The sequence below is a fragment of the Terriglobia bacterium genome, from assembly GCA_020072565.1.
Classification (GTDB): Bacteria; Acidobacteriota; UBA6911; order UBA6911; family UBA6911; genus JAFNAG01.
Genome location: JAIQGI010000056.1, coordinates 1 through 26,665 on the forward strand (window position 1 = coordinate 1; position 26,665 = coordinate 26,665).

Annotated in this window: 21 protein-coding genes; 8 read left to right on the forward strand and 13 right to left on the reverse strand. The window is 56.7% G+C overall.

Annotated features, from left to right (window positions below; all coding sequences use genetic code 11):
• Positions 1–377: 377 nt before the first annotated feature.
• Positions 378–560: a hypothetical protein gene (locus LAP85_24710; GenBank protein ID MBZ5499613.1), complete on the reverse strand. Its 183-nt coding sequence runs from the start codon at positions 558–560 to the stop codon at positions 378–380.
• Positions 561–785: 225 nt separating this feature from the next.
• On the opposite strand from LAP85_24710, the gene LAP85_24715 reads away from it, so the two are divergent.
• The 6 genes from LAP85_24715 (at position 786) to LAP85_24740 (ending at position 8,061) form a co-directional block, all read left to right on the forward strand.
• Positions 786–3,767: a protein kinase gene (locus LAP85_24715; protein ID MBZ5499614.1), complete on the forward strand. Its 2,982-nt coding sequence runs from the start codon at positions 786–788 to the stop codon at positions 3,765–3,767.
• A gap of 325 nt (positions 3,768–4,092) precedes the next feature.
• Positions 4,093–4,467 carry a hypothetical protein gene (locus tag LAP85_24720; protein MBZ5499615.1) on the forward strand — a complete coding sequence of 125 codons (375 nt, stop codon included), beginning with the start codon at positions 4,093–4,095 and terminating at the stop codon, positions 4,465–4,467.
• Positions 4,464–4,694, forward strand: coding sequence for a helix-turn-helix transcriptional regulator (locus LAP85_24725; GenBank protein ID MBZ5499616.1), 231 nt, complete (start codon positions 4,464–4,466; stop codon positions 4,692–4,694). The genes LAP85_24720 and LAP85_24725 overlap by 4 nt, the downstream gene beginning before the upstream one ends.
• 151 nt (positions 4,695–4,845) lie before the next feature.
• Positions 4,846–5,838, forward strand: a complete 993-nt coding sequence (locus LAP85_24730) for a hypothetical protein (protein ID MBZ5499617.1) — start codon at positions 4,846–4,848, stop codon at positions 5,836–5,838.
• Between the two features lie 57 nt (positions 5,839–5,895).
• Complete coding sequence (locus tag LAP85_24735; protein ID MBZ5499618.1) at positions 5,896–7,125, forward strand: hypothetical protein; 1,230 nt, start codon at positions 5,896–5,898, stop codon at positions 7,123–7,125.
• An 84-nt stretch (positions 7,126–7,209) separates the two neighbouring features.
• The gene (locus LAP85_24740) at positions 7,210–8,061 is read left to right on the forward strand and encodes a hypothetical protein (GenBank protein MBZ5499619.1); all 852 of its coding nucleotides are present in this window, start codon (positions 7,210–7,212) and stop codon (positions 8,059–8,061) included.
• 605 nt (positions 8,062–8,666) lie between these two features.
• Here LAP85_24740 and LAP85_24745 read toward each other — a convergent pair.
• The 12 genes from LAP85_24745 to LAP85_24800 all read right to left on the reverse strand — a co-directional run bounded on the left by LAP85_24745 (position 8,667) and on the right by LAP85_24800 (position 22,323).
• Entirely contained in the window at positions 8,667–9,539 is an 873-nt protein-coding gene (locus LAP85_24745) for a hypothetical protein (GenBank protein MBZ5499620.1), read from the reverse strand.
• 296 nt (positions 9,540–9,835) lie between these two features.
• On the reverse strand, positions 9,836–10,321 hold the full coding sequence (locus LAP85_24750) for a hypothetical protein (protein MBZ5499621.1): 486 nt from the start codon (positions 10,319–10,321) through the stop codon (positions 9,836–9,838).
• A 272-nt stretch (positions 10,322–10,593) separates the two neighbouring features.
• Entirely contained in the window at positions 10,594–11,343 is a 750-nt protein-coding gene (locus tag LAP85_24755; GenBank protein ID MBZ5499622.1) for a lysozyme inhibitor LprI family protein, read from the reverse strand.
• A gap of 66 nt (positions 11,344–11,409) precedes the next feature.
• Complete coding sequence (locus LAP85_24760) at positions 11,410–11,979, reverse strand: hypothetical protein (protein MBZ5499623.1); 570 nt, start codon at positions 11,977–11,979, stop codon at positions 11,410–11,412.
• 49 nt (positions 11,980–12,028) lie between these two features.
• Entirely contained in the window at positions 12,029–14,695 is a 2,667-nt protein-coding gene (locus LAP85_24765) for an ABC transporter permease (GenBank protein ID MBZ5499624.1), read from the reverse strand.
• Between the two features lie 10 nt (positions 14,696–14,705).
• Complete coding sequence (locus tag LAP85_24770) at positions 14,706–15,065, reverse strand: PadR family transcriptional regulator (protein ID MBZ5499625.1); 360 nt, start codon at positions 15,063–15,065, stop codon at positions 14,706–14,708.
• Between the two features lie 23 nt (positions 15,066–15,088).
• Positions 15,089–15,496, reverse strand: coding sequence for a class I SAM-dependent methyltransferase (locus tag LAP85_24775; GenBank protein ID MBZ5499626.1), 408 nt, complete (start codon positions 15,494–15,496; stop codon positions 15,089–15,091).
• Positions 15,497–15,550: 54 nt separating this feature from the next.
• A complete protein-coding gene (locus tag LAP85_24780; GenBank protein ID MBZ5499627.1) occupies positions 15,551–16,300 on the reverse strand; it encodes a glycosyltransferase in 750 nt (249 codons plus the stop codon).
• Between the two features lie 47 nt (positions 16,301–16,347).
• Complete coding sequence (locus tag LAP85_24785) at positions 16,348–16,641, reverse strand: hypothetical protein (GenBank protein MBZ5499628.1); 294 nt, start codon at positions 16,639–16,641, stop codon at positions 16,348–16,350.
• A gap of 142 nt (positions 16,642–16,783) precedes the next feature.
• Positions 16,784–17,098 carry an antibiotic biosynthesis monooxygenase gene (locus LAP85_24790; GenBank protein MBZ5499629.1) on the reverse strand — a complete coding sequence of 105 codons (315 nt, stop codon included), beginning with the start codon at positions 17,096–17,098 and terminating at the stop codon, positions 16,784–16,786.
• A 124-nt stretch (positions 17,099–17,222) separates the two neighbouring features.
• Entirely contained in the window at positions 17,223–18,488 is a 1,266-nt protein-coding gene (locus LAP85_24795) for a hypothetical protein (protein ID MBZ5499630.1), read from the reverse strand.
• A gap of 1,042 nt (positions 18,489–19,530) precedes the next feature.
• On the reverse strand, positions 19,531–22,323 hold the full coding sequence (locus tag LAP85_24800; GenBank protein MBZ5499631.1) for a YfhO family protein: 2,793 nt from the start codon (positions 22,321–22,323) through the stop codon (positions 19,531–19,533).
• 471 nt (positions 22,324–22,794) lie between these two features.
• Here LAP85_24800 and LAP85_24805 point away from each other — a divergent pair, with 471 nt between their 5' ends.
• Together LAP85_24805 and LAP85_24810 are read left to right on the forward strand one after the other, a co-directional pair.
• Positions 22,795–24,591 (forward strand): hypothetical protein, encoded by a 1,797-nt coding sequence (locus tag LAP85_24805; GenBank protein MBZ5499632.1) that lies wholly within the window; start codon positions 22,795–22,797, stop codon positions 24,589–24,591.
• A gap of 12 nt (positions 24,592–24,603) precedes the next feature.
• The gene (locus LAP85_24810) at positions 24,604–26,655 is read left to right on the forward strand and encodes a hypothetical protein (GenBank protein MBZ5499633.1); all 2,052 of its coding nucleotides are present in this window, start codon (positions 24,604–24,606) and stop codon (positions 26,653–26,655) included.
• Positions 26,656–26,665 lie beyond the last annotated feature (10 nt).

Below are 26,665 nucleotides of genomic sequence, written 5' to 3' on the forward strand. Positions count from 1 at the left end.
TGTTGTTTCTATCTCCAAGATTGTTTTTGATTGACGATGGTGGACACTTCAGTGAGGATGTCAACTGCCAGCGTCGCTTCGCTCCGACACTGTCCACGATCATTCGGAATCACTGTCCACGATCATCGGAATCCGCAGCCAAACGGCTAGGAATGACGGGATCACTCGTTTGCTGCCCACAGAGGTGCGGTGATTTTCGTTCGTCTTGTCTCTGATCTACATAAAGGTTCAAGTTTTTTGAACGTTTATGTCAGAGTGCGCCTTACGGCCAGGAAATGTGCCCGCGTGAGGAATCATGAGCGAAATATCCCTGCAACATTGAGGCGTGAAATATTTCGGCGCCTCCTTGCAGAGGGAGGACCGTTGCAGTCAGCATTCTATGCCTCGTCGTTTTTCACCCCGACCAATTCCAGGTCGCTTACAATTCGGGAGAGCCGGGCGCCCCAGGCATTGAGCGCCTCCTGTTTCTCCTTATCGTAGCTGTGCCGGTCGTAAACCCTGGTAACTTCTGACTCGATGTGGTTCAGGATCTTGGCGACCACAAGCCGAAGAACTCCCATTCCTGCCATTATGCTGGCCGCCGTGCGTCGGAAATCGTGCGCTCGGTAGGAGGCCTTCGAATTCCGGCGGACCCGCTGCGCGAGCTTCTGGACTTCGTAGATATGCCTGGTCCTGTCGGCGGTCCTACGGATATACCTACCCTAGACGCGCAGGCCGAATTATAATCACGACAAATTCAGGTGCTCCTAATTGCAGTGTGCGAATTGCCAGTGGAGGCATTCTCCATGATCGGCCAGACCATCTCGCACTACATGATTCTAGAAAAGATCGGACAGGGCGGAATGGGTGAGGTATTTCTTGCCCATGATGCTTCTTTAAATCGAAAGGTAGCGATCAAATTCCTTTCCGAACCCCTCAGGCAGGACGAAACAGCCCGCAGGCGTTTTCTAAGAGAAGCGAGATTGGCCGCGGCTTTGGATCACCCCTACATTTGCAGCATCCACGAAGTGGGTGAAGCCGAAGGCAAAAGCTTCATCGTCATGGAGTATGTGGAGGGTCAAACCCTAAAAGACCGTTTGGCGCAGGGACCGGTGCCATTGAAGGAGGGGATGGAGCGAGCGGTAGAAATCGCGGAGGCCCTGGCTGTCGCTCACGAAAAGGAAATTGTCCATCGGGACTTGAAACCATCAAACATCATGCTCCCTCGAACCGGCCACACAAAGGTGATGGATTTCGGTTTGGCCAAGCGTGTGGCTGGAACTGAGCAAATCGGCAGCCAGGAGACGACGCTTACCGGACTGACCAGGGAAGGCACGACAGTAGGGACTCTGCCCTATATGTCTCCGGAGCAGGTGCAGGGCAAGACGGTGGATCATCGCTCGGACCTGTTCTCATTTGGCATCGTGATTTACGAGATGTTGACGAGTGTCAATCCTTTCAGGAAAGGCTCAGGGCTGGAGACCGCCAATGCGATCATCAAGGAGACTGCCGCGCCGGTATCTCAACATCGCGATGAGGTGCCTCAGTCCCTCGTGGCGATCATCAGCAAATTGCTGGCCAAGGTGCCGGAAGAGCGATACCAGGGGGCGAGAGAGGTGGCGAGCGATCTGCAGAAAGTCGTTGACGAGACTTTCGGACAGCAGATTTTTATAACCAAGCCTGCATTTGCCAAGCTGAGAAAAGCCCTGACAAAACCAGCCTACTTGATTCCGCTGATTCTCGCGCTGGCGGCGGCTGCCTATTTCTCTGTGCAGGGCGTGCGCTCATATCAGAAAGCCAATTGGGCACGAGAAAAACTATTGCCTGAGATCGAGCAACTTGCCCAGAACATTCCCTGGAACGGTGAAGGTCCGAGTGCGTGGGCGGCTTACGAGCTCGCCAACCAGGCCGAGCAATACATTCCCGGTGATCCCCTGTTACAGCGCCTGGTACGGAGCATTTCCCGGCAGGTGAAGCTCTCCTCTGATCCAAATGGGGCGAAGGTCTATGCCAAACCCTACGCCGGCGCCGATTCGCGTTGGCGGTATCTGGGACAGACACCGTCCGACAGCATTCGACTTCCTATTGGATTTTCGAGGATAAAACTTGAGAAAGAGGGTTATCGAACTGTAAACGACATTGCTTGGGTTACTCCTTTTATCAGTGACAAGCTACCCTACACTCTTCCCGAAGCCGGGCGCATACCAGAGGATATGGAACTTCTGCCCGCGGCCGCGAACTGGTACCGGCTCAGCTTTGTGCCTGGAGAACTGCATTTTCCCGGTCTGCAGCATGTTGCAGGTGTACCTGTTGCCGATTTCCTGATGGACCGGCACGAGGTTACCAACAACGATTTCAAACGTTTCGTCGACAGCGGCGGATATCAGAATCCGCAGTACTGGAAGCAGCCCTTCGTGGGAAACGGCCAGACTCTCTCGTGGAAAGATGCCATGGCGCTGTTCACGGACAAGACCGGCCGGCCCGGACCGGCGACCTGGGAAGTTGGAGATTATCCGGATGGACAGGATGATTACCCGGTAACGGGCGTAAGCTGGTACGAAGCGGGGGCATACGCAGAGTTCGTCGGCAAACGCCTGCCGACGATTTACCACTGGGATCGCGCCGCCTTTACCTATGCCAGCGCGGAAATTGTTCCGCTGAGCAACATCAACGGGAATGGCCCCCGGCCGGTCGGGACTTCCCAGAGCATGAACCGCTTCGGGATTTACGATCTGGCCGGGAATGTGCGCGAGTGGTGCTTCAATGAAAGCACCCTTCACGGACAGCGCTTCATCCTCGGCGGCGGATGGAACGATCCCCCATACGCTTTCAACCTTGCCTTTGCCCAAAATCCGCTCGATCGGTCCGAAACCAACGGATTCCGGTGCATGAAGTATTGGGGAGCTGAAAAAAACCAGGCAGGATTGGAAAAAAACATCGAGCTGCCTTTTCGCGATTTCTTGAGCGAGCCGAAGGTTTCCGGCGAAACCTTCGCTCTCTATCTGAAACAGTACGCTTATGACAAAACGGCGCTCAATCCCATTGTCGAATCGGCGCAAGAGGAAAAGGATTGGATCAGGGAGAAGATCACATTTAACGCGGCCTACGGCAACGAGAGGATGGCGGCCTATCTTTTTCTTCCAAAACAGGGCAAGCCTCCTTTTCAGACGGTGGTCTACTTTCCGGGAGCGGACGCCATACCCAGCCGTTCAAGCAAGTCCTTGGGACCAGGCTCGAGAGATTTTCTGCTGAAGAGTGGGCGCGCACTCATGTTTCCAATTTACAAGAGCACCTATGAGCGCGGCGATAACCTCGCTTACGTCAATCCAGATGAAACGATCTTCTACAAGGAACACATCATCATGTGGGGCAAGGATTTGAGTCGGTCTATCGACTATCTGGAGACCCGCAAGGAGATCAACGCTGATAAGATCGCATACTATGGATTTAGTTGGGGCGGCGGCATAGCTGCCATCATGCTGGCAGTCGAGCCAAGGGTCAAAACCGGTGTGCTCGTTGTCGCCGGTCTCAGATTTGAGCGGTCGTTGCCGGAGGTGGATCCGCTGCATTATCTGCGCCGGATCAAGATACCGGTGCTGATGCTCACCGGGAAGTATGACTTCTTCTTTCCGTATGAGACTTCGCAGGTTCCCTTTTATCAGCTGCTCGGAACGCCAAAGGAGAATAAGAAGCTGATCGTACATGAAGGCAGCCACGTGGTACCCAGGACAGAGCTCGTGAAAGAGACGCTTGCCTGGCTGGATCACTACCTGGGGACTGTGAAGTAATCCATCACCGGCAGAGTGGCGCCGCCTCCATCATGTGAGGCCGACGGTTTTCAAAATCCGGACCGATTCCTGAACATCGCAGGTACCTACACCCTCGTGTCGGCGTACGCCCGAAATGGGACTGCGGCATTTCTCTTCTATTACTGCGCCATATTTGACCCGCTTTGCGCTGGCCCCCAGACCCTGAGGCAGGTGCAATTGCGAAAATTCTCGATTTCCTCAAAATTCTGCTTGACATGCGTTATATCTAACAATATAATCGTTTCGAATAACAATTTAATAGTTATATGTAACCAAGCCTACTCTCCTGAAAGGAGCGGCATCGATGCACGAGAGAATGATGTTAATCCTGTGGATAGGAATTGTCGGCGTGCTTGTGGGCGTCACCATGGCGCTCCTTGGATTCCATGGACCCGTCCCGGCTTTGATTACTTCAGTCAGCGGCGGGTGGATCGGGGTGGCCATTGCCGCAAAGCTCAGCAAAGGTGTCCGGGATGAAATGGTGGTGCGGGTGGAACACATCAGCGCATATTACGCATTCAACGCGACACTTTACTTTATCTTCGTGCTGATAGGGGTGCGTACATTCTCAAATTTGACATTGGGCGTCGGTGATTTATTGCTTACCTTGGTGCTCTTCATGTGTATCTCTTACGTGCTCCTCAAGTACGTTCTCCTGAGACGGGGTAAGGCGGAATGAAAACTCGAATCAAGGAATTCCGCGCGCGCCACGATCTCACCCAGGCACAACTCGCCGACCAACTCGGCGTCCGCCGGGAGACCATCTCCTTTATCGAGCAGGGGAAATACAATCCTTCGCTCCGGCTGGCGCATCGGATCGCAGTGGCTCTGAAATCGTCGCTCGACGAGCTATATATTTTCGACGAAGAAGATAATGCCGGGGCAACCCGCGATGGAGGCCCGTAAGTCCCGTGATCCCTGTGTGTTGGCATTTTAAGCGGATTTTTCGCATCGCTCTACAGCTTAATGCCATTGCAGCGGGCGTATCGCCTTTCCGGAGGCCACGATAATTCTGATCAGGTAGAGGGAATTCAGGCTGTATGCTGTAGGAAGAAGAATGTCGATGATCCTCCGGGCCGTGATTTTTTATCTGCTGCTGGGTTCGGTCCAGGCTGTGCCCCGGCCGGAGGCGCAGGAGCCGGTTCCGGGAAAGATCGTTGAAAAAGTCAACTGCCGGCGCGATCCGGGGCAGAGTTACGCGCTCTATCTTCCATCGGGCTACACGGCGGACAGGAAGTGGCCGATTCTCTATGCGCTCGACCCTGGGGCCCGCGGCTTGCTCCCCGTCCAGCGCTTCCAGAACGCCGCCGAAAAGTACGGCTACATCGTCGCCGGCTCGAACAACTCGAGGAACGGCCCCATCAGGATCGTCCAGGACGCAATGGATGCGCTCCTGGCCGATACTGACGCGCGCTTCGCGCTGGACTCGAAGCGGATCTATCTGGCCGGTTTTTCGGGTGGCGCGCGCGTCGCCGTGATGATCGGATTTGCGCTGAAGGGACGCGTGGCGGGTGTGATCGGGTGCGGAGCCGGCTTCCCGCCCTCCATTGCGCCGTCGACGTCGATTCCGTTCTCCTGGTCTGGCTCCACCGGCATCGAGGATTTCAATTTCCCCGAACTCAAGGAACTCGACCAGACCCTCGGGCGTTTGGCCATCCCTCACGAGCTGGAAATCTTCCCGGGGGGTCATGACTGGCCGCCTGCGACCGTGTGTACGCGCGCGCTCGAGTGGATGGAGCTCCAGGGGATGAAGTCGGGAATCCGCGCCCGGGACGACGCGATCATGGGGGAGATCTTCTCCAGAAGGCTCGCCGAAGCTCAGGCGCTGGAAAGCGGCCGGCAAGTCTACCAGGCTTTCCTGCGCTATGACGCTCTCGCGAAGGACTTCGCAGGTCTCAGGGATACAAACGAGTTCCAGATGAAATCCGCACACCTTGCCCAATCCGCGGAGGTCAGGAGAGCGCTCGCTCTGGAGAGGGATAGCGTCGACCGGCAGAGGCGCACCGATTTCATAGAAATAGCTAGAGGCGGGCCACGCTCGGGCTTATAATGACGGCAGCTGTTTCGTTGTTTCTTACAATATTCCAACCAGATGTGGAGTGCCGGCATGAATACCGCATTTTGTACAGTTCGGGTTGGACTCAAGCGCTTCTGCAACCGTTCCAACCTTTCCGCACACGCCATAACGGCTTTTGGGGTGGCGTTGGGATTGTGCCTCTGCGTCGCCCCGGCCTGCGCGCAAACCGCGGCGAGCGCGGGATCTCACACCTTCCCCATGAAATTCGTGGAAAAGAGCGGCACCTTGTCGCTCGATATTGAACCGGGGAAGGGAGAGGTGAAGTTCCGCAAGGAGCCCGATTTCGGCAAAGACAAAGTTGTGCGCCACGCCATTGCCATCGGCCCCGGCAAAGACGATTTTCTGGGGTTCGCTCTTGATTTCACCAAGAAGACGCTCTATTTCGACCTCAATCAAAACCTGGATTTGACGGATGATCCGCAAGGGGTCTTCCAGGCCGGGAATCAGAACGTGCCTACGTCCTACGCCATGTTTCGGAGCGTTCGCATCAACTTCAAGAAAAATGGGGTAGAGCGCACTGCGTTGTTTGAGCCCTTCTATTATTACGGTGACAACAGCGGCTATGCATACCTGCAGTCGTCCTATCAGGCGGAGATCGAGCTTGCAGGCCAGAAATGGCGGCTGGAGGTGATCGATGACCTGAACGGCGTGATCAGCGATCAGGATCGGTTCATGATTGTCCCAATCTCCGACGGCAGCGGGGCCAAGCAGCCGGTCTTCAATGCCATGAAGGTTCCGGGGAATCTGTTCCTTGGCGGCCGCCTGTACCAGCTCAAATTCACTTTCGGCACCACACCTGAGGCTGCGCCGCTGACAGCGGATTTTACGGAGATCGGCGCGCCCATGGGTGAGCTTGCCTTTGACGGCCAGTTCGTCAGACGCGCTGTCCTGGAAGGAAACGGTCTTGCCGTGTTCGACGGCCCAGGCGAAACGGTTGCGGTTCCTGCCGGGAAATACAAAGTTCAAACGATCTACCTGCAGGCGGCCTCCGGAAGCCCCATGCTGGCGACCAGCAAAGTGGACGGCCTCCCGCAGATAACCGTGGCCGCCGGCACACCCGCGCACGTGAAGATCGGCGCGCCGCTGGAGAGCAGTGTCCAGCCCTCGTCGCGCGGCAACGTGCTGACGCTGAACTACATCCTCAAGGGATCGGGTGGCGAGGAATACTCGGCCGTCAACCCCGATTCCAAGAATCCGCCCAAGCTCACCATCTATAAGGGCGATCGGCAAGTGGGAGCGGGCAACTTCAGTTTTGGCTGAGGCGGCACCTGCTCGTACTCATGGCGAGTACCTCTGTTCACATCAGGCGATCTCAGAATCGTCACCTCGTACAACCTGGGGAGCATGACTCCCAATCAGCCCACGCCGGTCATTTATCGGTGGCCCCTGGCTAAGAGTCTGGCGCTCTTCCTGCCGGCAGTCGTGATCCTGCCTTTCCTCTTCGTAAAAGCCAACCGCCGCGCCGGGATCTGGCTCGTGTTGGTTCCTTTCGCCCTGGCCACGGCTGTCTCATTGGTGAATCAGGTAAGGCCGATCAGCTGGATCTCCCGCCCGATCTCGTATATTGGTTCCTATTTCGTATATGCGAGTCAAATCGTTCCCGCGTTGCGGGCCAGTTTTACGGGAGAAACCTATCTGTACATCATCATGCTGGCGAGTGGCTTATGCATGCTCTGCCTCATGGCCCATTGGCTGGCCCGCCTGTCCTTCTTCAAGAAGTTCCTCGCAGGGTTGGTCCTCCTGGCTCTGCCTGGAATGCTGACGATGGAACTCTATCAGTCTGCTGATGCGGTTTCCGCCTGGGGTGTCCCGATAGCGTTCCTCTTGGTGTCCCTGGTGGTGCTTGCCAGCCTGAGTCTGACGGCGAAGATGGTAAAGAAACACTGGAACATCCTGCTTTTCACGGTCCTGTTTTTCTGCTGGAATTTCATCTTCCTGTTCGTGCTGCGGATCGCATACTACGTGTCGTTCATCATCCGCCAGCCTTCGGTGCGCCCGCAATGGTGGAACGTGCTGATGCCGCGACTCGCCACGATATGGCAGGGACCGACGACATTCTTCGTCCTGGTTCTTCTGTTCATCGTGACGGCCTTTCTGATCCCGGCATATCGCGAGCGGCTCAGAGCCGTCTTCAAAGTCGCTCCGGCGCCTCCGCCGGAACAGCCCCAGGCCGCGTCAGCCCAGGCCGGGGCTTAGATGCCCGTGGGTCGCGGCTGCCAGACGCGACCCACAGTTCCGGCATCGGAAACCTGCGGCTTGTGCCACTAGCCGCTGATTGAACCGTCTGGATTCGGGAGCCGTTGGGTCCTCGGCGCCCACCTCTTTATCATCCGAGTTTCTCTCGCAATGTGGCAGCATGGCCAGGGCGCCGCCGCTTGCCATCGGCTCGATCTCGGTGATGTGGGCGTTGCCGTGAGTCAGTCATATCTGATCTCCTAAATATGCGAAATAAGTCCGCTACCATGCTGCTACCACTACGTCCCGTATCAGGAATCACCACGGACATACGCACTCACTCCTTTTTCTTGTCTTTGCAGGGGCTTGGGTCTTCCTGTGGTGTCTCAGTTTGCTGCGGAGGGAATTCGTAATCAGGAGGTCCCCGGTTCAAGTCCGGGCGCTGGCTCCATGAGGCATTCAAGATTGTCTCACCTCACCTTCAGCGAGCCATCGAGCGCATCATCGACCTTTACACCGGCAAGTAGTCCGCCACATGGCAAAAAGGAGACACTCCTATTTCCATCTGTTGTGTTTTTATGGCTCGTGACAGATGTTCATGCGCGTGCGAGCGGCACCAGGACACCTCAAATCTCCAGCTTTCCCTTATAGATCATCTTCCTGAGATCGAATTTCACCTTGACCTGCTTGCCATTGATGCAGGTTTCAAACTGGAGTTCCTTGTCCCCGGGCGTGACGAAAGGAGTTCCATCAGGCAGCTTCCGGGAAAACTGGAACTTGGCGCCAAGCGTGTCCATGGCGGGGGGATCATAGCGAGTGACCGGAACGCGCTTTCCGTTCTTTGTTGATAGAAAAGTACAGCTCGTCAGATCTGATGACCGGAGGCGCATCAAGATTTCGGGCCGGGCCACCTCCTGCCAGCCGGGCTTCCAGCGCGCGGGTTCTATGCTGTTCATCTGGGGATTCCTGTCGCTGCCCATGCCTGAATGTCGCTGAACCTCATACTGACCGGGCAGCCAGCCTTGCACAAACTGCGTCAGAGTGATCGTGACGATGATGTTCTCATCGTCCCCCTTTACCAGTATGTCGTTCGGGTTTCCATCCATCAACTCCTTCAACCGGGCTTGCCTTATCATTTCCACATTGCCAGGCTTTCTTTCCCCAACCTTGATCGTTGCTTCAGCACCAGGCTCGTACGCTGTACCGACGGCAAAGGAGATCATTGTCAGCAGAGCTTCCCTCACGGGCCGAGCCGTCAGCAGGCGAATGCGGTAATTCACGGGCCAGTTGGCTTGCAGGCCAGCTGCTGTCAGACTTTCATGTTCTGCTTTCTTTAATTGCATCACGCTGAGACCTACCCAGGGGGAATTGTTCAGGATCTGATCTGCCTGCTCCTCCGACCAGTCCGCATATGGCTTCCGTTCCCACCACTGCTGCGCCATCAAGATGCAGCTGAAAAAGAGGGCGAACAGAATCAGAAAAATGAGTTTTCGTGCCATGGTGCCACTCCTTGTCTGAGGACTAATTGCTCAAACCACCACGCACTGAATCCACTTCATTAGATAGCGTTAGGATAACCAGGGTTCATGAGTAGTATAATGCATTTTAGGATCAGAGCCTGTCGCGTGCCAAGATCGGATACGGACCCAGCGAAAATTTTGTTGCGCGGATGGAAGGCGGGGTATGCCCGCTCAGGTGCCGGGAGGTGCTTCCGGGGCTGGGGGGCGTAGTTTCCGGTTATGCCGTCATACCCCCACAATGCTGATGATACGTATGCCATCCTGAAGAACTCCGGTTACTTCCAAGGTATCCCAGAGGGAACCTCAGCAACCCGTAGGACACTCGTTACTGATATCATATAATCGAAACTGCCCATATGGCCGTAGCGGGTATGGCCCTTTCGAAGCTTCTCCTGTATCCATGGCGGCAATTTGGAATCGATCTTATATGGTTCAGGGCCATGAAAAAATCCTTCAAAGGTAACATTTGCCCGCCTATTCTTTTTAAGTATTGCATCCAGTTCCCTTGTTAGTCCGACGATGTGCGGGTCAAATTCGACATCTATTAGATTCTCGTCAGGAATACCGGGATCGTAAAGCCATGCTTGTTCTCTGCCTACTGCGAAGATCGCATCAATTCGTATCTTTTGCCCGTTGTATTCTTGCCATTTGGCTACGCAACTGCGAATGCTTACTCTGTCCTGGCGATAGCCATGATTGGCGCAGGAGAACAACATAGCCGGTGAGGCGGCAAGCATCAAGAAATGCAGATAGTATCTCATCGGATTTCGTGAACTACGTTACGCGCGCTTACATGCCCTTAATATGTGGCGCGCTATGCCACCCCAAGCAGTCCCTAAGAGCTGCATTTTCGCGCCAACGATCGGATGCCATCATACTGCCGATTTCCCTTTATTTCACTCCCATTTACAGGAAAAGTCTGTGTCAATTGTGGTATAGTGACGTTATCGTACATCATCATTTCCACAGCACCCATTCATTTCTCATCCGAATTCTGATTTAAGCCGGGAGCGTTACCCAGCATGATCCGGGTTTACCATTTTTGTTTCAGCTCGGTTATGCGTTTGGCGTAGCTTTCGGAGAGGCAATCCACCCACAATTTATAAATTGTGCAGCGTTTTTCACGCTCAATGCGCCATTGAAGCTGCTGTGCTTGGAGGATCCGCCGCTCATCCGATGATAGCCCTTGCATCCTTTCGCGGTATATTTGCCCAAGCTGAACGTCCATGGCAGCCAACGCAGGCGAGTAGCAGATCGCTCGATCCATTTCGGTTGTGGCCTTAGCACAGTCATAACTGGTCTGGAACGGTCCCTCGACCTTCAGATGGTCTACTAGGAATCCTCTCCGACTCCAGTTGTACCAGACGACGAGAGGATTTTCGCGATCGGAAGTATCCTTCCATCGGGCTACGAGCTTCCGATCTTCCACGGTTAGGCTGTAGTTTCTATTGCCGAAAAGAGGAATCTTGTTGCTTCTAAACGGGAGATCTCTCAGCGGAAGCTCGGCTATCTTTCCATTCGCTGCGCGCGTATAGACTGAGTGAACGTCAGGTCCGCCAGTGCCAGCGGCGCAGGTTGATGCGACAGTCACTGCTTCGTCCTGGCCATCGCCATCAAAGTCGAAGTATTCAAGATGGTGAATTACAGTTTTATCAATATCTTCGCAACCGAGAGGTGTGACAATACGCTTGAGTTCCGCTTCGGAAATGGTTGTCGCCAATCTTTGCTCTGCAAGGACCGGCACTAAAAAGAAAAGAAAAACAGGGATATTTAGAATCCACATATGAGCTCAGAGAAGGTTACTCCGGGGCCTCCCCGCGATAAATTGCGACACTCCCGACGTGGCTCCCTATTTCTTCTTATACTTGAACGTCACTGGCGGCGCGCTTTCGATGTCGATGAGGGTCACGACCACGAGCTGCTTCTCCTCGATGGACAGCAACTGCGTAAACGTATGCAAACCCGTCGAACTGGTGATCTCGAGCGTGTCACCATTCCACTTTGCTGTCACGGGGATCTCTCGGCGCGGATTGGTGGGGCCGCCTTTAAAAGTGGCAGCGAATGAGTCGATCACCGACGTCTGACGGCCGTCCAGGTGCAGCGTTACAGCCGGAGCCGGTGTCGGGCGTGAGGCGAGGTGTGCCTTGTCAACCGTCAGCATCTGCCCCTTCTGGACGATCGTACATTCGGTCCCACAGTTGAAGGCGGCCCCGCTGACCGTGGTGCTCGTCGTATGAACTTCGCCGCTCGCTTGAGGCGTTCCAGGCCTTCCTGTCCCGCGGCCACCCGCAAAGGCTGTGGCCGTGACGAGCACCCAATGGCCTGAGAGATCCGGCGGACGCTGTGCTGCCCCTGAAAGGGGCACGAGAACTGCCACGGCAACCAGGCTTGCTACGATCTCCCTGAACATCTTCGACATGTTCATCTCCTTTCAATTTAATCGTCAATCGCCTGCCCGCCCAAATGTCTCAGGTTGCGCGAAGCGCGTCGCAAGGATTCGTTCGCCGGAGGCGCCACGCGGCTGCCAGTGCCGCAATCGTGGCACAGCTCAGCATTGTCACCGCCACCAGCAGGTAGGTGACAGCGTCCAAAGCGCTGATTCCGGCAAGGAGAGCCGCAAACACCTGGGACACGATTCCAGCAAGAATGAGCCCGGCGGCAACGCCGGCCGATACGGGAGCCAATGCGGCGGCGAGTCCGCGGCGCACCAGGTGCGACATGTCCGCGCCCAAGGCAAGCCGTATACCGAATTCGCGTCGCCGGGACTCGGCGAGATAGGCCACGAGGCCAAACGCGCCGCCAACACCCAGAAGCAGCGCCGCCAGACCGAATCCGGAGAAGAACCACGCTCCCAGCCGCTGGCGGCCGATATCGCGAGCGATCACCTCTTTGCCTGTCGCCACTTGAACGACCTCTCCCTTGATCGTCCGGCGGACCATCCCCGCAACCATCTCGGGGTGGTCGGTCCGTATTACCAGGTTGGTAACAGGCAGCACGGGCCTGTATGGTTCAGCCGTCACGATGACACCGCTGCCAGGTTGCGCCAATGACCCGAACGCCAGGTCGGGAGCGATCCCAACGACGACATAGGCCCCGCCCCCTCTCCGCAGTGGCATCTGGAGCGTCCGGCCCAGTGCGCCTCCGTCCGGCCACAGCCGCTCGGCGAGCGACCGGGTGATCACGGCCGGACGAGGGGCCGATGTAATATCTGCCGCGTTCAACGGCCGGCCTGCGAGGATCGGGACGCCGAGGGTAGACAACAGATTTGGACTGCCGCCCAACGTACCAACCAGCAGTTGGTACTCGTGATCCTGCACCCTTACCGTCCTGGGATTGCTCCGACTCCTCAAGGAATCCGGACTTATCGGTGAAATACCCTCTGCCACCTCGCTCGCACCGGGCAATTCGCGAAGGGCTGAGGTCAATCGCGCCGCGCGTTCGGCAACGAGAGCGTCCACCCGATCAATGTCGAAGTCTCGCAGGCTGGCCTCCGGCAAGCGCTCTTGAACCGACACGAACACCGTTCGGTCAACGTCGAAGCCGGGCGCCCTCCCGAATCCATAGTTCACGGCCCTGACAAAGAGACCGGCAGCTACCATGACAATGATCGTCGCGCACACCTGAAGGGCGAGAAGTGTCTGGCGCACGCGGTGGGACGCCCGCGAAGTCGTGGAGGGACCCGATAGCACCTCACCTGCCAGGCGAAGGCGCGTCGAATGGACGACAGGCCGCGCTGCGGCCACGAGAAGGGTTAAGACCGTTGCAATGATCGCCACCGCACACACACGCCAGTCGATCGACAGGTCCAGCCTGCCGATGTCAACGCCTCCCGGCAAGCCCAGCGCAGGCACCACTCGCGATCCGAGAATGGCGACCAGGATTCCGCCTGCGCTTCCCGTTACGCCGATCCACGACAACTCTCGCACCAGCTCAAAGACGAGCCGCCAGCGCTCTGCGCCCAGCGTGACCTTGAGCGCGAGCTCGGGCCGGCGTCGCTCGTAGTGCACCAGAACCAGCGCCGCGAGCGTCGCACATCCGCCGAGGAGCACGAGCAGGGCCAGCCCGGAGACCACGAGGAAGGCGTTGCCCTCGTGGATCCTGAACGTCCGCGTATCCGGCGAGCCGTAGACCTCGCTCAGCGGAGTAACCGTTGGCAGAGAATCCTGAGGGAGCCTCGACAACACCCTCGCTAATTCTTCTCGCCCCCCCGGTACCTCCATCAGCTCGCGATACCGCCGTTGCACCATCGTCGCGGTCTGGCCGGGCCCGAGCCGGCCAAAGACCATAAGTCCCGGCGGATCCCCCTTCCATCGGCCAGGCGCGAGGCGACGTACGAGACTGGTCTGGATCCACAGGTCCGCCTGCTCCCCGCGGCGTGCGCCTCCGAAGCCCCGCGGCGCAACCCCGATGACCCTGATCTGGAGTGGCTTTGCGGGCAGGACCGCACCGATCACGTCGGGGCGGCGTCCGAAGGAGCGCGACCAGAGACGGTCGCTGATAATCGCGACCGCTTCGGCGCCGTCCCGCTCGTCTTCGGGCGTGAAGTCCCTGCCGCGGATGGTCAGACCCAATACCCTGAAGTAGCCGGACGTGACACCAAGCGTTTCAGGGATCTGGCCCTCGATTTCGATCTGAGGGCGAAGCGCGGCGGAAAGGTCGGTGGTTTCTACTTGACCGGCAACACCACCCGTAAAAATCCTAAGCGTCGGTTGCTCGAGAGTCGTAGGGGTCCCGAATGGATGCAGGATGGTCACGACGCGTTCGGGCTCAGGGAACGGTAAAGGGCGAATCCAGAGCGCGTTGACCACGGTGAACACCAGCAGGTTGATTCCGACCGCCACCGCCAGCACAAAGGTCGACACAGCGGCGTACCCGCGGTGGGTGCTGAACAAGCGGGTCAAGCTTCGCATATGGCCTCCTTCCAATCCCCTGAACCCGGTCGCACAACAATTGAACTCGTCGCGAATCCCATGCGCAACCGCCGCGAGCAGCTCCCAGGCGTACCAAAACTGGGCCCCGAACCATCCGAGGGATGACTTCGGACGAGAACGGTACTCCTGCTCGAGGTCGCCGAGGATGGCCTCGCCATCGTCCCGGCGGATTGCCATAAGCAGCCAATTCAGGGGGTGACGCACAATTCGCGCCTCAGTAGTTGAGATCTCTGATGCCTTCGGCCATCCGGATGATCGCCGCGTGCGTGGCTTTCAGCGCGGCCCTGCCGCGCGCGGTGAGCGCGACGTGCTTCTTCGCGCGTCCTCCCCGCACGGCTTCCGGTTGGCCCTTGAAGGACCGCACCAGCCCCTTGGCTTCGAGCCGGCGAATCGTGCTGTAGATCGCGCCGAACGATGCGTTGCGCCCGGCGCGCTCCATAAGGATCTGCCGGATCGTCACGCCATAGGCATCCTCGCCCAGGCGCGCAAGCGCCAGCAGGACGAGCTGCTCGAATTCGCCGAGGTATTCAGCCACGCCACGTAATTTACTGTACAATGCACATAAAATCAACATGATCTTCCTGAGGCGATCATTCTCTACGATATGGAGGGGACAAGCTCGGCAGCTGGCGTATCAGGCTGCAATGATGGAACCACGGACCGGCCGGCGGATCCTGAAGCTCGCTCTCTGCTTCTCGCGGCGGTTGAGGTCCGATTGAATCCCTGAATTGAGTTTCCCGGTGATAGGAGAGAAAGCCCTCGGCGAACTGCAGGGGGATATGGGAATCGGATTTCTGTCCAGGAGATAGAGCCGCTCGAATACGATTTGCTTCTCAATGTTTTGAATATTACTCGACCTCCAGGTCGCAGGACGCGATCGATTTTGGAAAGAGCGTCCTTCGGCCTGAAAAAGTGATGGAGGACTGCTACCAAAGTTATGGCGTCGTAGCTCCCGTCATCCCAAGGCAGGCAGTCTTCTGCATCCGCTGCGCGCAAATCTGCCATGGTTCCGGCTTTCGAAAATTAGGCAGGTCGACCATGATTGTGTGCCTCAAAATTCTATCGCGGCGGCTCTCTGTACCAGCCACCCCACGCTTCCCTGTTTCGCTTGAGCACGAAAAGTAAGGGCGGGAAGGTCCAGACGAGTGTGCGCCAGATGGGCCATTGGTCGAACCTTCGAGGGGAGGGTATCACCTGAAGCTCCCCGATGAAGGACATACGCAGCCCACGCCGTCGCGCCAGCCGCTTCAATCGCCAGTAGAAATCGACGTCTTCGCCCATATACCACGTCTCATCATAGCCGCCGAGCTCTTTGAATATGCTTTTCCGGCAGAACTGGCAGGCTCCTTGCGCCATGCCGAAGACAAGCCCAAGAACCCGCCAAAAAACCAGGTAGGCCCGCAGTATGAGGCTGACAGGTCGATGCAATATATCCACAGAGCCGCCCGCGCACTGCGGGTCCGTCATTGCCCGGGCAATTCGGAGCAACAGTTCGGGAGGAACCAGGGTGTCCGCGTCGAGGAAGACCAGGATGTCGTGCCGGGCGACAGCCGCCCCACGGTTCCTCACCTTGGCGACGTTGTGCTCTGCTTCATAAACGACGGTAGCACTGGCGCTCCGGGCAAGCTCGGCCGTTGAGTCCGTACTTGCATTGTCGACAACAAGGATCTCGATATCCGCAGCGGCGATACCTTTGAAGCGCTGTTCTGCAGCGCTGAGGCGTTTGAGAGTCTCGGAGATGTAGCCAGCCTCGTTAAAGGCCGGGATGATTACTGATATCGAAGGTGTCTCCGCAGGTTCAGTGTTCATTAGATATTTTCTCGCCCAGTGCGATATGCGGACGTGCTCAGCACGGCTCAAAGATTGAAATAGAAGACGGGTGCAAGCGCTGCGAGCGCGGCGCCGGCTTGCACAGCCAGTATCTGCAGGGCCTGTCTTGGAAAACGCGGGAGCCACTTGATCGCGAAGAACGCCACGATCGGCACCTCGCCAACCATGAGCAGTTGAAAGATGTGTGCGGCTGCCCCCTCATCGGCCTCGCGGACGACGCCGAACATGACAATGTGACCAAGAACCATGGCAAGGGCGACGAACGACATTGCAGCCGGAAGGAAGGCGCTCGGCTGCCTGATCATTTTTGAAAAATTCATTCGGCATCCTCCAGAATCGCATTGTCTCTGATCCACAATGCGGGCTGTCGCTCGCGTTCGCCTGCAAGCGGCGTCTGCCAGCACCGCTTGCAGGGTGCTACGCGTTGTCGGGCGGCCACTGATTCGCTGATAGAAGGCGATTTCATCTGCTCATCGATCTGATTTCATAATGCTGCGATCGATCATCAAAGCGGGAGAGTACCGCTCTTGCCTTCTCCGGGACAACGGCTGCTTCATAATCTTTTCCCGCAAATTCGCGGACCGCATCTAACGAATCAAACAACATGATGGTAACAAACTCGACCTCATTTCCGACATTGCGGCGAAGCAATTGAATGCTCTTAAAGCCACGAATGTGGCGATTTTGAATGCCGACGAAGATTTCTTCTTTGAGCAACATCTCGTATGTATCTGCGTTGCTCGGGGCCGTCCAGCCATGCCAGATGCGACTGATCATCTTTCGTCCTCTCCTTTCCTCATTGAATCCTCTTCCTTGCTCAGCGGATTTCGGCCTGTATCAGGCGGGTGTTCGGGGAATCTCCGGCCGTGGTTCCTGGCAACGGGAGGCGTGCGCAGTTGCCTCAGTAGCCGCCGAAACGCGGGTTTACGACGTTGCTGTAGATGGATCCGAAGGTATAGCTGAGCCCAATCGAGCCGTAGTAGTTATAGCTGGTCGCAAGCTGCGTCCGCCGCAGCAGCACTTCCTCCAAAGTCGCTCCGCCTTTGACCAACGACAATTGATCGTGAATCCGCGAAAAACTACCGTAGAGATTAAAGGAGAGTCCTTTGAAGATTCGGAGGGAAAGCTCCGTATATGTCTGCAAGTGATTTTTGCGCAAGTCGCTGAAATAATGAAATGCCTCGAAGGAGTTGCTGATAGATCCCCACTTTTCCTTGAGCTCGAGCGTAGCCGAGAAGGACTCTCCCCAGAGTTTTTCCGAGGTCTTGTCATAAATGGTCTGCTCGCGATATCGATAGGCGCTGAAACCGGGCTTGTAAAGGAAACGGAGCTGCCGGCGGGTGGACTCGGAATAGGGAAACAGGTCGAATTCGATCGCGGGCGCCGGGTTTATCAAAGATTTGATGTTGCTGTAAGTTGATGAACTGGCCGACAATCCCGCTCCCACTGACCAGTGGTTGTTGATGCTTTTGACAGCCAGAGCGTTGAAATACCTGCTGTTCGAAGTACTGATGATGGTTTCGTTGTCTACGGAAAACCTGTCGGTGTTCTTGTTTCCTGAAAATGAAGTCCTGATTTTCAGCGCCGGCGTAACGCGATTGGCTGAAACTGAGCCGTAAAGGGAATAGGAACGCTGCGATTTTTCTCCGTTGAAGTAACCGCTGCCGCTGAGGCTGAAGACCCAGAAATTCCACTTGTCTTCCACTGCAGTGGGGCTGGTCTTTTCCGCGAGCGCGATCGTGATGCGGTCGGCGATCGGGGTTTTGCCGACGTAGGAAATCAGCCCTATCTTGAGTACCCTGACCAGCCCCCTTCTTCTTTCATCGGAAGTGTCCGTGCTGTTTGCGACGTACTTAAAGACATCGTCGTCGCCCGCAAATTCTTTTTGCCCGCTGAAGGTCAAGGTGTATTCGGTCCCGCCGCTTCCTGTGGACTGGGTAGTGATCAGCACGTGAATCTGGGCTTCTTTCCTGTCCCTTACATAGTTCACGAACGTTATTTCCGTCCTGATAAAGTCGAGATCGCAATAATCGCAATCGATGAAGACTTTGGGAGCCGTTTTTTTGAGAGTCTCGATGTCCGCCTGCTTACTTTGAGGGAAACACATGGCTGGGGAAAGACCCAACAGGACGATCCACCAGAGGATGAGGCTCATCAACCTTTTCATAATGTCAGGCCCCTCCGTTCCGGCCCGCATGCAAGCATGGAGAGTCAATCGCCGGCCTCTTGAGGATCAGAAATTATAGTGACGCGATTCCGAGAATAGATGTGTCGCCCCTTCGGGGCTCCTTCTTCACTTGCTCACAATCCCGGGCTCACGCCCGGGGCCAGGCTACTTCCGCCCCTTCGGGGCTGGGAATTTTATTTCTGTCACTATATTTCATGATCATCAATAATCGGCAAGGAGTTATCGGCAAACCTTTTTCGGTTGAATTCTATCGATACGAAATAGCTCTGCAGCTCTTATACGGGGGGGGAGGCTGCTCGAGATCCTCACAAACCCGGTTTCAAGCAAGCGGATTCCGCCGAGTCAGAACCGCAAATATACCTCTTTATAGACACCAGAGCTGATTAAAAGGTTGAAAATTATTTTGAGGGTCGATCCGATCCGGTCCCATTCCCATCCTCACAGCCTGGTCACGGACGGACTGGTTGCGCCGGAAGGCTCGTTTCTCCTCATCCCTCGGCTCGACCCGGTGCCGATCATGCTAACCTCGCGATCAGGCACGCCCTATGGATTGAGCGCCGTCCGACTCCACCCGACATCCATGACGGTCAGAACTTGAAACCGGTGGACCAGGAGACAACTCTGTTTCGGGTTGAGCCTCCCATCCGAGCAGCATCTCGAATGATTTGGATCCCTTGGGAGAATCTGAAATCACGCCGTGTCCCCTTGTCAAGGAAAGGCAGCCCGATCCCACAAGGACTCAAGGCATTGGCCGCAGTTTCGCACGCCATTTTTCGCGATTTTTGGCAATCCCTTGGGACGCAGGCGCGGGCTTGGTGTAGTGAGGCGGCTTCCTGTCCCGCTCTCCGAAAATGCAGCTCTGGACGCGGGAGAACGCTGACAGACGCTGACTGTTCGGTCTTGGTCGGCGCGCAGGAGCTTTTGCCGCGCCGCAAGTGGTAAAAGCTCTTGCCAGCGTTAATCCGCGCCCAATTTTGTTGCTTTTCACGGGCGTACGCTTCTGCTGCATGAATAATTCAGGCTAACGGCTTGTAACAGATGAATGGGAATCAACTTGCTTTTTCAGCTTCCTTCTCAAGCAGATGGCAGCATACGCCATGAATAGAAGCGAAGTGAGCAAGGAAATGGCTGCCCCCAGCCGAAAGTTCCATGGGCGAAATATGAGTTTTATTTTATGCTCTCCGCCCTCGAGTATAAGTGCCCGGAAGATCCCATCGGTCTGATAGATTGGGGTTGGACTTCCATTCACGGATGCTTCCCAGCCTGGATAATTGACTTCATTCAGAAGAATGAAACCCTTCTGAGGAAGTTGTGCGGTCAATGAGATGTGGTTCGAGGTGTAGAGAAAATCGCGAAACGAAAACTGTCCTGGTTCAACGGGCGGTGCATCAGGCAGACGCACGAGCCAGAGAGAGTAGAGATTCACCGGGTGCTTGCGCCGCAGTGTGAGCGTGATCTTGTTGGTGCCGGGGTCAAGATCGAACTCTCCCAATTCCGTGGTGCGAACGCTGGCGCAGTTCCAATTTTGCGTGCGCGGCAGGATCACCGGGCCGTTGGTTTGCCGACGGCCGCCGTTTTCCACTATCGTTTCAACTGCGGGTGCCCTCTCTGATTCCCCCGCGGTATAGCGCATGAGAATCGTGTAGCGTCCCGGCACAACCGTCCCTGCGACATCGAAGCGTATCCAACTCCCCTCGCCGCCCCAATCTCTGTAGTACCTCTGCGGTTGGCTGCAAGCCGTGTCGGCAGCCGCGCGGCCGGCGGAGTGCCCCTCCACCTGATCGGGCAGGAGCTGCATGGACGGAAGGTCCTGGGTCAATTGTGCCGCCTCGTTCGTCAGAATATTCCTGTCAAACAGAAGTGTTCGCCTGGCTTGAAACCAACGCGATTTCATCAGGCCTGTCGCCAGCACTCCACCTTGAACCGTGTAGGCCCGGGGAAAGAACCACGCACGGGAGAGGTAGTCCCTGTTCTCATAGATGCGCCAATATTCTGTATCCGTGAACACGTGCTTGAACTTGCCGGGCTGTTTGGAAAGGTTTTCCGTTTCGAACTCCGGCCCGGCGTACAGGAAATATTTTGTGCCCAGCAGATCCAACATGGGGGAGTCCAATTCGTGATCGCCGAATACGCGCGGCGTGGTATATTCAGCCGGCTGGGTGAACTCCTGGATGTAGTTCTGGTAATCCTGAAGAGTGATGGGATTCCAGCCGTATATTGCAGGAATACGCCAGATGTTCCAGCCGTTTGTGCTCAGGATATGTTCGGCAATGGCGCCGACGCGGAAATCCGATTTGGGATCTGAACGCAAAAATCGGAGACCCTTGGGGCTGCCGAGGGCGTATTCCCAGGTGGCGTAGGTTTGAGGATTGTTGGGCGACCAGTTAAACACCTGGTTCATATTGTTGTAAATGATTTGAAAGATAACCAGGGCGAGAATCATGCCCAGGGCAACGGACCGGTGGAGCCGGTTCCGAAGAAAAGCAGCAGCCACAAGAAAAAACAGGGCCAGAACAGTAAGCATTTCGTACCAGCCGTGAATCTTCCCGCCAAGATGCCAAATCAGGCCCGAGAGTGCTGCGAAGACCAGCAAGGCCGCCAAAATCCAGGGCAAGTATTCTTTCAGACGACTCCATGGATCTTTCCCGAAGAGCGCATGAACTCCGAACGCCGTGACCAGACAGAGCAGGAAATTTGCGGGGTCAAAGAACATGCCGGGATTGCGGAACATGTTCAGCACCGGTATTGCATATAGCACTTTCCCCAAGGGTCCATGATGGCCGAAAGAAAAGAAGACAAGCAAGAGCAGGGTGCCTGAATAGTAGAAGTTGCGGCGGCGGATCGTTTCGACGAGCCCCAGGAACGCAAGCAACAGGCCCGGTATCGTAATGAATACGTAGACCAGGCTCAGGTCGTAAGTACGATTCATCGGGACGTCGTGCAGGCCGCCAAAGATGTTGGGAAGGATAAGCGTCCAGAGATAAGCAGGGGAATTGCCCGTGCTGATGTCCGAGTACGTCAGTTGGGAGCGAACCGATCGCAATCCCAGTTCGACACTGGGCAGAATTTGAACCAGGGCCAGCGCTGCCCCGATGGCTGCAATCCCAAGCAGTTGGAGGATCCATCGGGGCCATAGTTTCGATCGAATCGGACCGAAACACGCCCGGTATGCGAAATAGAGAAAAAGCAGGAACCCCATGTAGACGGAATGCTGCCAATGACCCGCCAACAGTTGAATCCCATAGATCACCCCGGCCGATACGGTCCAGAACAGATTGCCGCTCTTGAGCGCACGCCGCGCGACAAGAAAAATGAGGGGGTACCACGCCATCGAATTGACAATAGCGAAGTGCTGCGTATGAGCAACCATCGCACCGCTGGACATGAAGATCAGCCCGCTGAGCAGCGCAGGAGCAATTCGGCCGGTCAAGTCACGGGCGAGGTAGAACATGAAGAGGCCGGCCAGGAAAAAATGAAAAACGAGCTGGATTTCGAACAGCCTGAAGGGCAGCGGAGAGGATGGGTTGAGGAGAACGAACAGCCAGTTGATGGGATAAAAGATCTGCGCTTCCATGTCACCGACAATGGGATACCCCGACATGACAAATGGATTCCACAGCGGCAGATGGAAATTCCGCAGCTCTTCATGAACGTAGCTCAAATAAGGATAGAAAAAATTCGCTGCATCAAACGGGAAAGTGCCGCGATCGGTAAAAAGCACATTCCAGTAGCAAACCACTGCAAAAGCACCAAGGAATGCGGGGATCGCCCACCGGTAAGCGGTGTCAAATGGGAAGGAGGAAGGCTTTTGCAAACGTGTCTCCCGCGGGTCAGAAGCCAATCTCCGGTGGGGGTCCGAATTGAATGCGTTTCGGAACGCAGCCCTGGGTGCGGCCGCCGCTCAGGCTCTGAGACAAGGTCTTATGTTGGCCTCGGCGCGCCGCTGCGGGCTCCCCTATTTGCCTGAGGGGTGGGATTTTACACCACAAACGGAGCTCGAGCTCGAGTTTTGTGTGCACCTCTTCCCTGGAGCGCCCGTGCGAAATGTTGCGATGCCCCTCGCTCAGGGAATTACACTTAAATGGCACGTGCAAACTCCGCGGCCGGTTTGCTGAGATTACAGGGGCGCGGTCCGCCTGGCCGCCCCACGGCTGAAGTGTGGCCTGCCTAAGGATTTTATTGCCAGTAGCGGCTGAGTCTTTTAAATTAGCAGCGGGCCGGAAATGCGGGCTCTGCACGACCAACGGACAAATGGATCCTGAATAGCTGATCCAATCAGGAAGAAATGGACACTGACAGCAGGTCGAACGGAGCGGATGCCGTGCCTCCTCCAGGAAAGCTCCTGGTGTTGACGGCTCCGCTCACTGAGATCATTGACCACGCAGGCTTTTTCATTCAAATGGGGATGGCTTCCATGCCCATCTGGATGGAAGGGGTTCTGAACAGGAAATACCCTCGATGGCGCGAACTCGAGTGCAATGAAGACGGTTCAGCGCGCTACATGCCTGCGGGCGTCCGGATCCTGGAAGCATCGCTGCTGAGCAGGTTTTCTTCTGAGGAGGTGATCGCCTGCTATCCAGGGGAAATGCACAAGTTCATCGGCCCCAAAACCCGTGTCGTCGCTGTTTCGACTCACAATCCGTTGGGTGTCACCTTCGCAGCCGGGATCTATGCGTCGGTCTTCGGTACGTCAAAACACCCGATCAACTCCCATTATTCCAGGCAGCTGTTCTCGAGCCTCAAGGAAAATCCCTGGCGCAGCGGTTTCAAAGTGATCGTGGGCGGCTCCGGCGCCTGGCAGATCGCGCAGACGCACAGCTATGAAGAACTGGGCGTGGACTGTGTGGTTGAGGGGAGAAGCGAATCTCCCGAAACACTGGAGCTGTTCCAGAAAGCGATTCGGGGGGAAGCCCTGCCGCAAAAGGCCAAAATCGGCCATCCAAAAAGCAGGGACAGCCTGTTGGTCCCGGAGAAACGCACTACCTTCGGGGTGGTGGAAATGACGACGGGCTGTGGTCGTGGGTGCCGCTTGTGCCTGCCCGACCTGAGCCCCCAGCTGGACATGCCGAAAGAAAAGATTCTGGCCGGGATTCGCGCCAATGTCCTTCATGGCAACAAGCAAATTTCGCTTGCGACCGAAGACCTGTTCATCTGGGGCCAAGTGCATACGGACACACCTTTTTACTTCCCTAACCGCGAGGCGCTGCTGGACTTGTATTCGGAAATCATCAACACGCCGGGAGTCGAGCAGCACCTCCTGAGCCACTGCACCATGGCGCCGGCCGTGACGGATCCCCTTCTGATCGAGAAGCTTTCCGATTCGCTGCTGGACAAAAGTCCGATACATCTGCCCGGCGTCAGTACCCATCCGAAAAAGAAAATACTCTCCCCGTTGATCGGTCTGGAGACGGGTTCAGTTCCACTGGCAAGAAATATGATGCCGGGCAAGGCGGCGCCGTTCCCGATCGAAGAGTGGCCAAGCGTGTTCATCCAGGGTTTGACAATCATGAACCGCAACAACTGGTTTCCCGTGGCAACATTGATGATCGGGAATCCGGGAGAGACCGACGACGATACCAGATCCACACTCGATCTAATTTATGAAGCGGAGCGCAGGAATCTCTTCGCTTTTTTCATTCCCTCGATATTCACGCCGCTGCACGACACGCGCATGGCAGCGCAGAAGGGCGTGATAGCGACGCAGCAACTCACGGCATTGCAGTGGCAACTGATGATGAAGTGTTGGAAAATGAATGTGCGCGCCGCTCAATTCAGATGGTGGGCGCCGTTCGCCTGGCGGTTGGGCGCGCTCGGCCTCTGGATTTTCCGGTTGTGCAAGCTGAACGGACCGGATTTTACCTGGCCGCTGCTGCTGTTTTCCGGGATCCTGCCCGAAGGCATGATGGCCCGAATGGGGAAGATCTACATGGGGGAGCCCCTGAAGATCAAGAGCCGCAAAGAACTGCTGGCCACGATCCGGCCGCAGCTCTGGAAACACCTGCCCGACGACGCAGGGGACATCCCCGCGCCCGCCTGGGCCAGAACCGCGGGATCGGCCAAAGCCCCCCTCGTGGTCGGATGAGGAAAGGCCTCAATGTACGACCATCTCGGCCGGACGCGGCAACCCCTGGAGGAGAACGGGACCGTAGTTGTGATAGGTGGAGGGCCCGCAGGGGCTTTCTTCTCCATTCATCTGCTCAGGCGCGCCCGCGAATTGCAGCGCGCGGTAAGAGTTGTGGTCATCGAGCGGCGCCGCCAGGGTGCCGGCCAGACTGGCGCCGGCTTCGTTGGAGGGTGGAGGGGCTGCAGTTATTGCGCAGGGGGACTGTCGCCCAAGCTGAATGACGTACTAAAGCGCCTCGACCTGCGGCTGCCCGAAGAGGTGATTCAGAGCCGGGTGCGCTCAATCACGGTTCAGGGCTACTGGAAGAACATCGAGCTCGAGGTGCCCGACGGCCGGGAAATGTTGTCGGTGTTCCGGGGTGTGCGTCCCGCCAAGCGTCTCGACCGGCAGCACAGTCTTGATTCGCTGCTGCTCGCTCGCGCGCTCGAGGAAGGGGCCGTGCTCCTGGGCGGCGAGGTGTATGACGCGGAGTATTCGGCGCGGGGCCGACCGGTCGTGAGCTACCGGGCTGAGGGAGCAGAGGCCAGGCTGGAAGCGGATTTCGCCGTCTTTGCCGGCGGAGTCAATGAGTGCGCCGAGACCTGCCAGGATCGTGGGTCCTTGTTGCCGGCGCTGCAGCGGCTGGCGCCTCATTACCGGCCTCCGCGCCTGCGCCCGGCCTTGATTTTTGAATTGGAGGCGGCACCGGGCGTCGCGACGTACCTCGAGGGCCAGTTGCACTTTGTGGAATACGGTTCTGCGGCGTTGCGTCTGGAGATGTGTTCCTTACTGCCAAAGCGGGGATACATCACGGTGGTCCTCGTGGGGCCGAGTGTCGACGCTTCCACCGGCCCGGCGGATAACGTCAAAATCATCAACGAATTCCTCCAGCTCCCTCATATCCGCAAGCTCGTGCCGCCCAGCATGCGGCTGCGCACGGCCTGCGCCTGCAATCCCCGGCTCGTGGTCGGCTCGGCCCGGCACGCGTTCGCAGACCGGGTTGCAGCGGTCGGTGACATGGTGACCTCCAGACTTTACAAGGACGGAATCCTGTCAGCCCACCACACCGCGAGCGCACTGGCGGAGACTCTTCTGGTCCGGGGCGTGGACCGGAATAGTCTCCAGGAAGGATATGCACCTGTCATCCAGGGTTTTCGTCGGGACAATCGGTTTGCCGCGCTGGTCTTCCTCCTGCACCGGCTGGTGTTCGGTTCATCAGTACTCAGCCGTGTCCTCTACCAGGCAGTCATTACGGAACGGAAAAGGATTGCTGCATCGGCGCGCCGCCTCGAAAAGATCCTGTGGAAAATCGCCAGCGGCGATGATCAGTATGAGGCCACCTTTCTATCGATGATCCACCCTGCAACTCTTTGGCTGATCCTGAGCGGCGGATTATGGATCACGCTGCGCAACTATCTCACCGAACGCTTCTTCAATTTAAGCTGGGAGGGTTTTGGCCGCTTCACGACCGGAGTGGCGAAGGAACACTTCGATACCAAACGCGTGGCCTTCAGGCGCGAACTGGGCGAGTACGATGCGACTGTCCCTGACCCGTTGGAGTTCGAGCGTATGTACACGATCCGAATCCGCGCCAGGTGCGCCCAGGTTCTGCACCAGCTCGGCCGTTTTGGAGAAAGCGACCGGGGCTATTTCCGCCCCCATTGGGTTCAGATCCAGAGGACCGAGGGTGTGCCGAACGAACCGGGCTGCCTGATCCGTTACGAAGTGCTCTGCCACAGGTTTTCGTTCTGTCTTCAGCTCGAACAGATTGTGCAAGGGCACCTGTTGGTGTACCGGGTTCGCGACGGCTTCGCAAGGGGCGGCGTGCTGCTATTCGAAGTCGAGCAGGATGCCGATGAGATCTGCAATCTGTCGATTTACGTGGCCTTCCAATTCGTGCGTGGAGAGACACCGATCACGCGGCTGCTCTGGTTGCTGTTTCGGCGCCTCTTTCCCTCCTTCGTGCATGACGTTCTCTGGAATCATTCGCTCTGCCAGCTTAAGAACCTGGCAGAAGCAGAAGAGCACTCTTCCGCGGGTTGAGAAGTGGGGC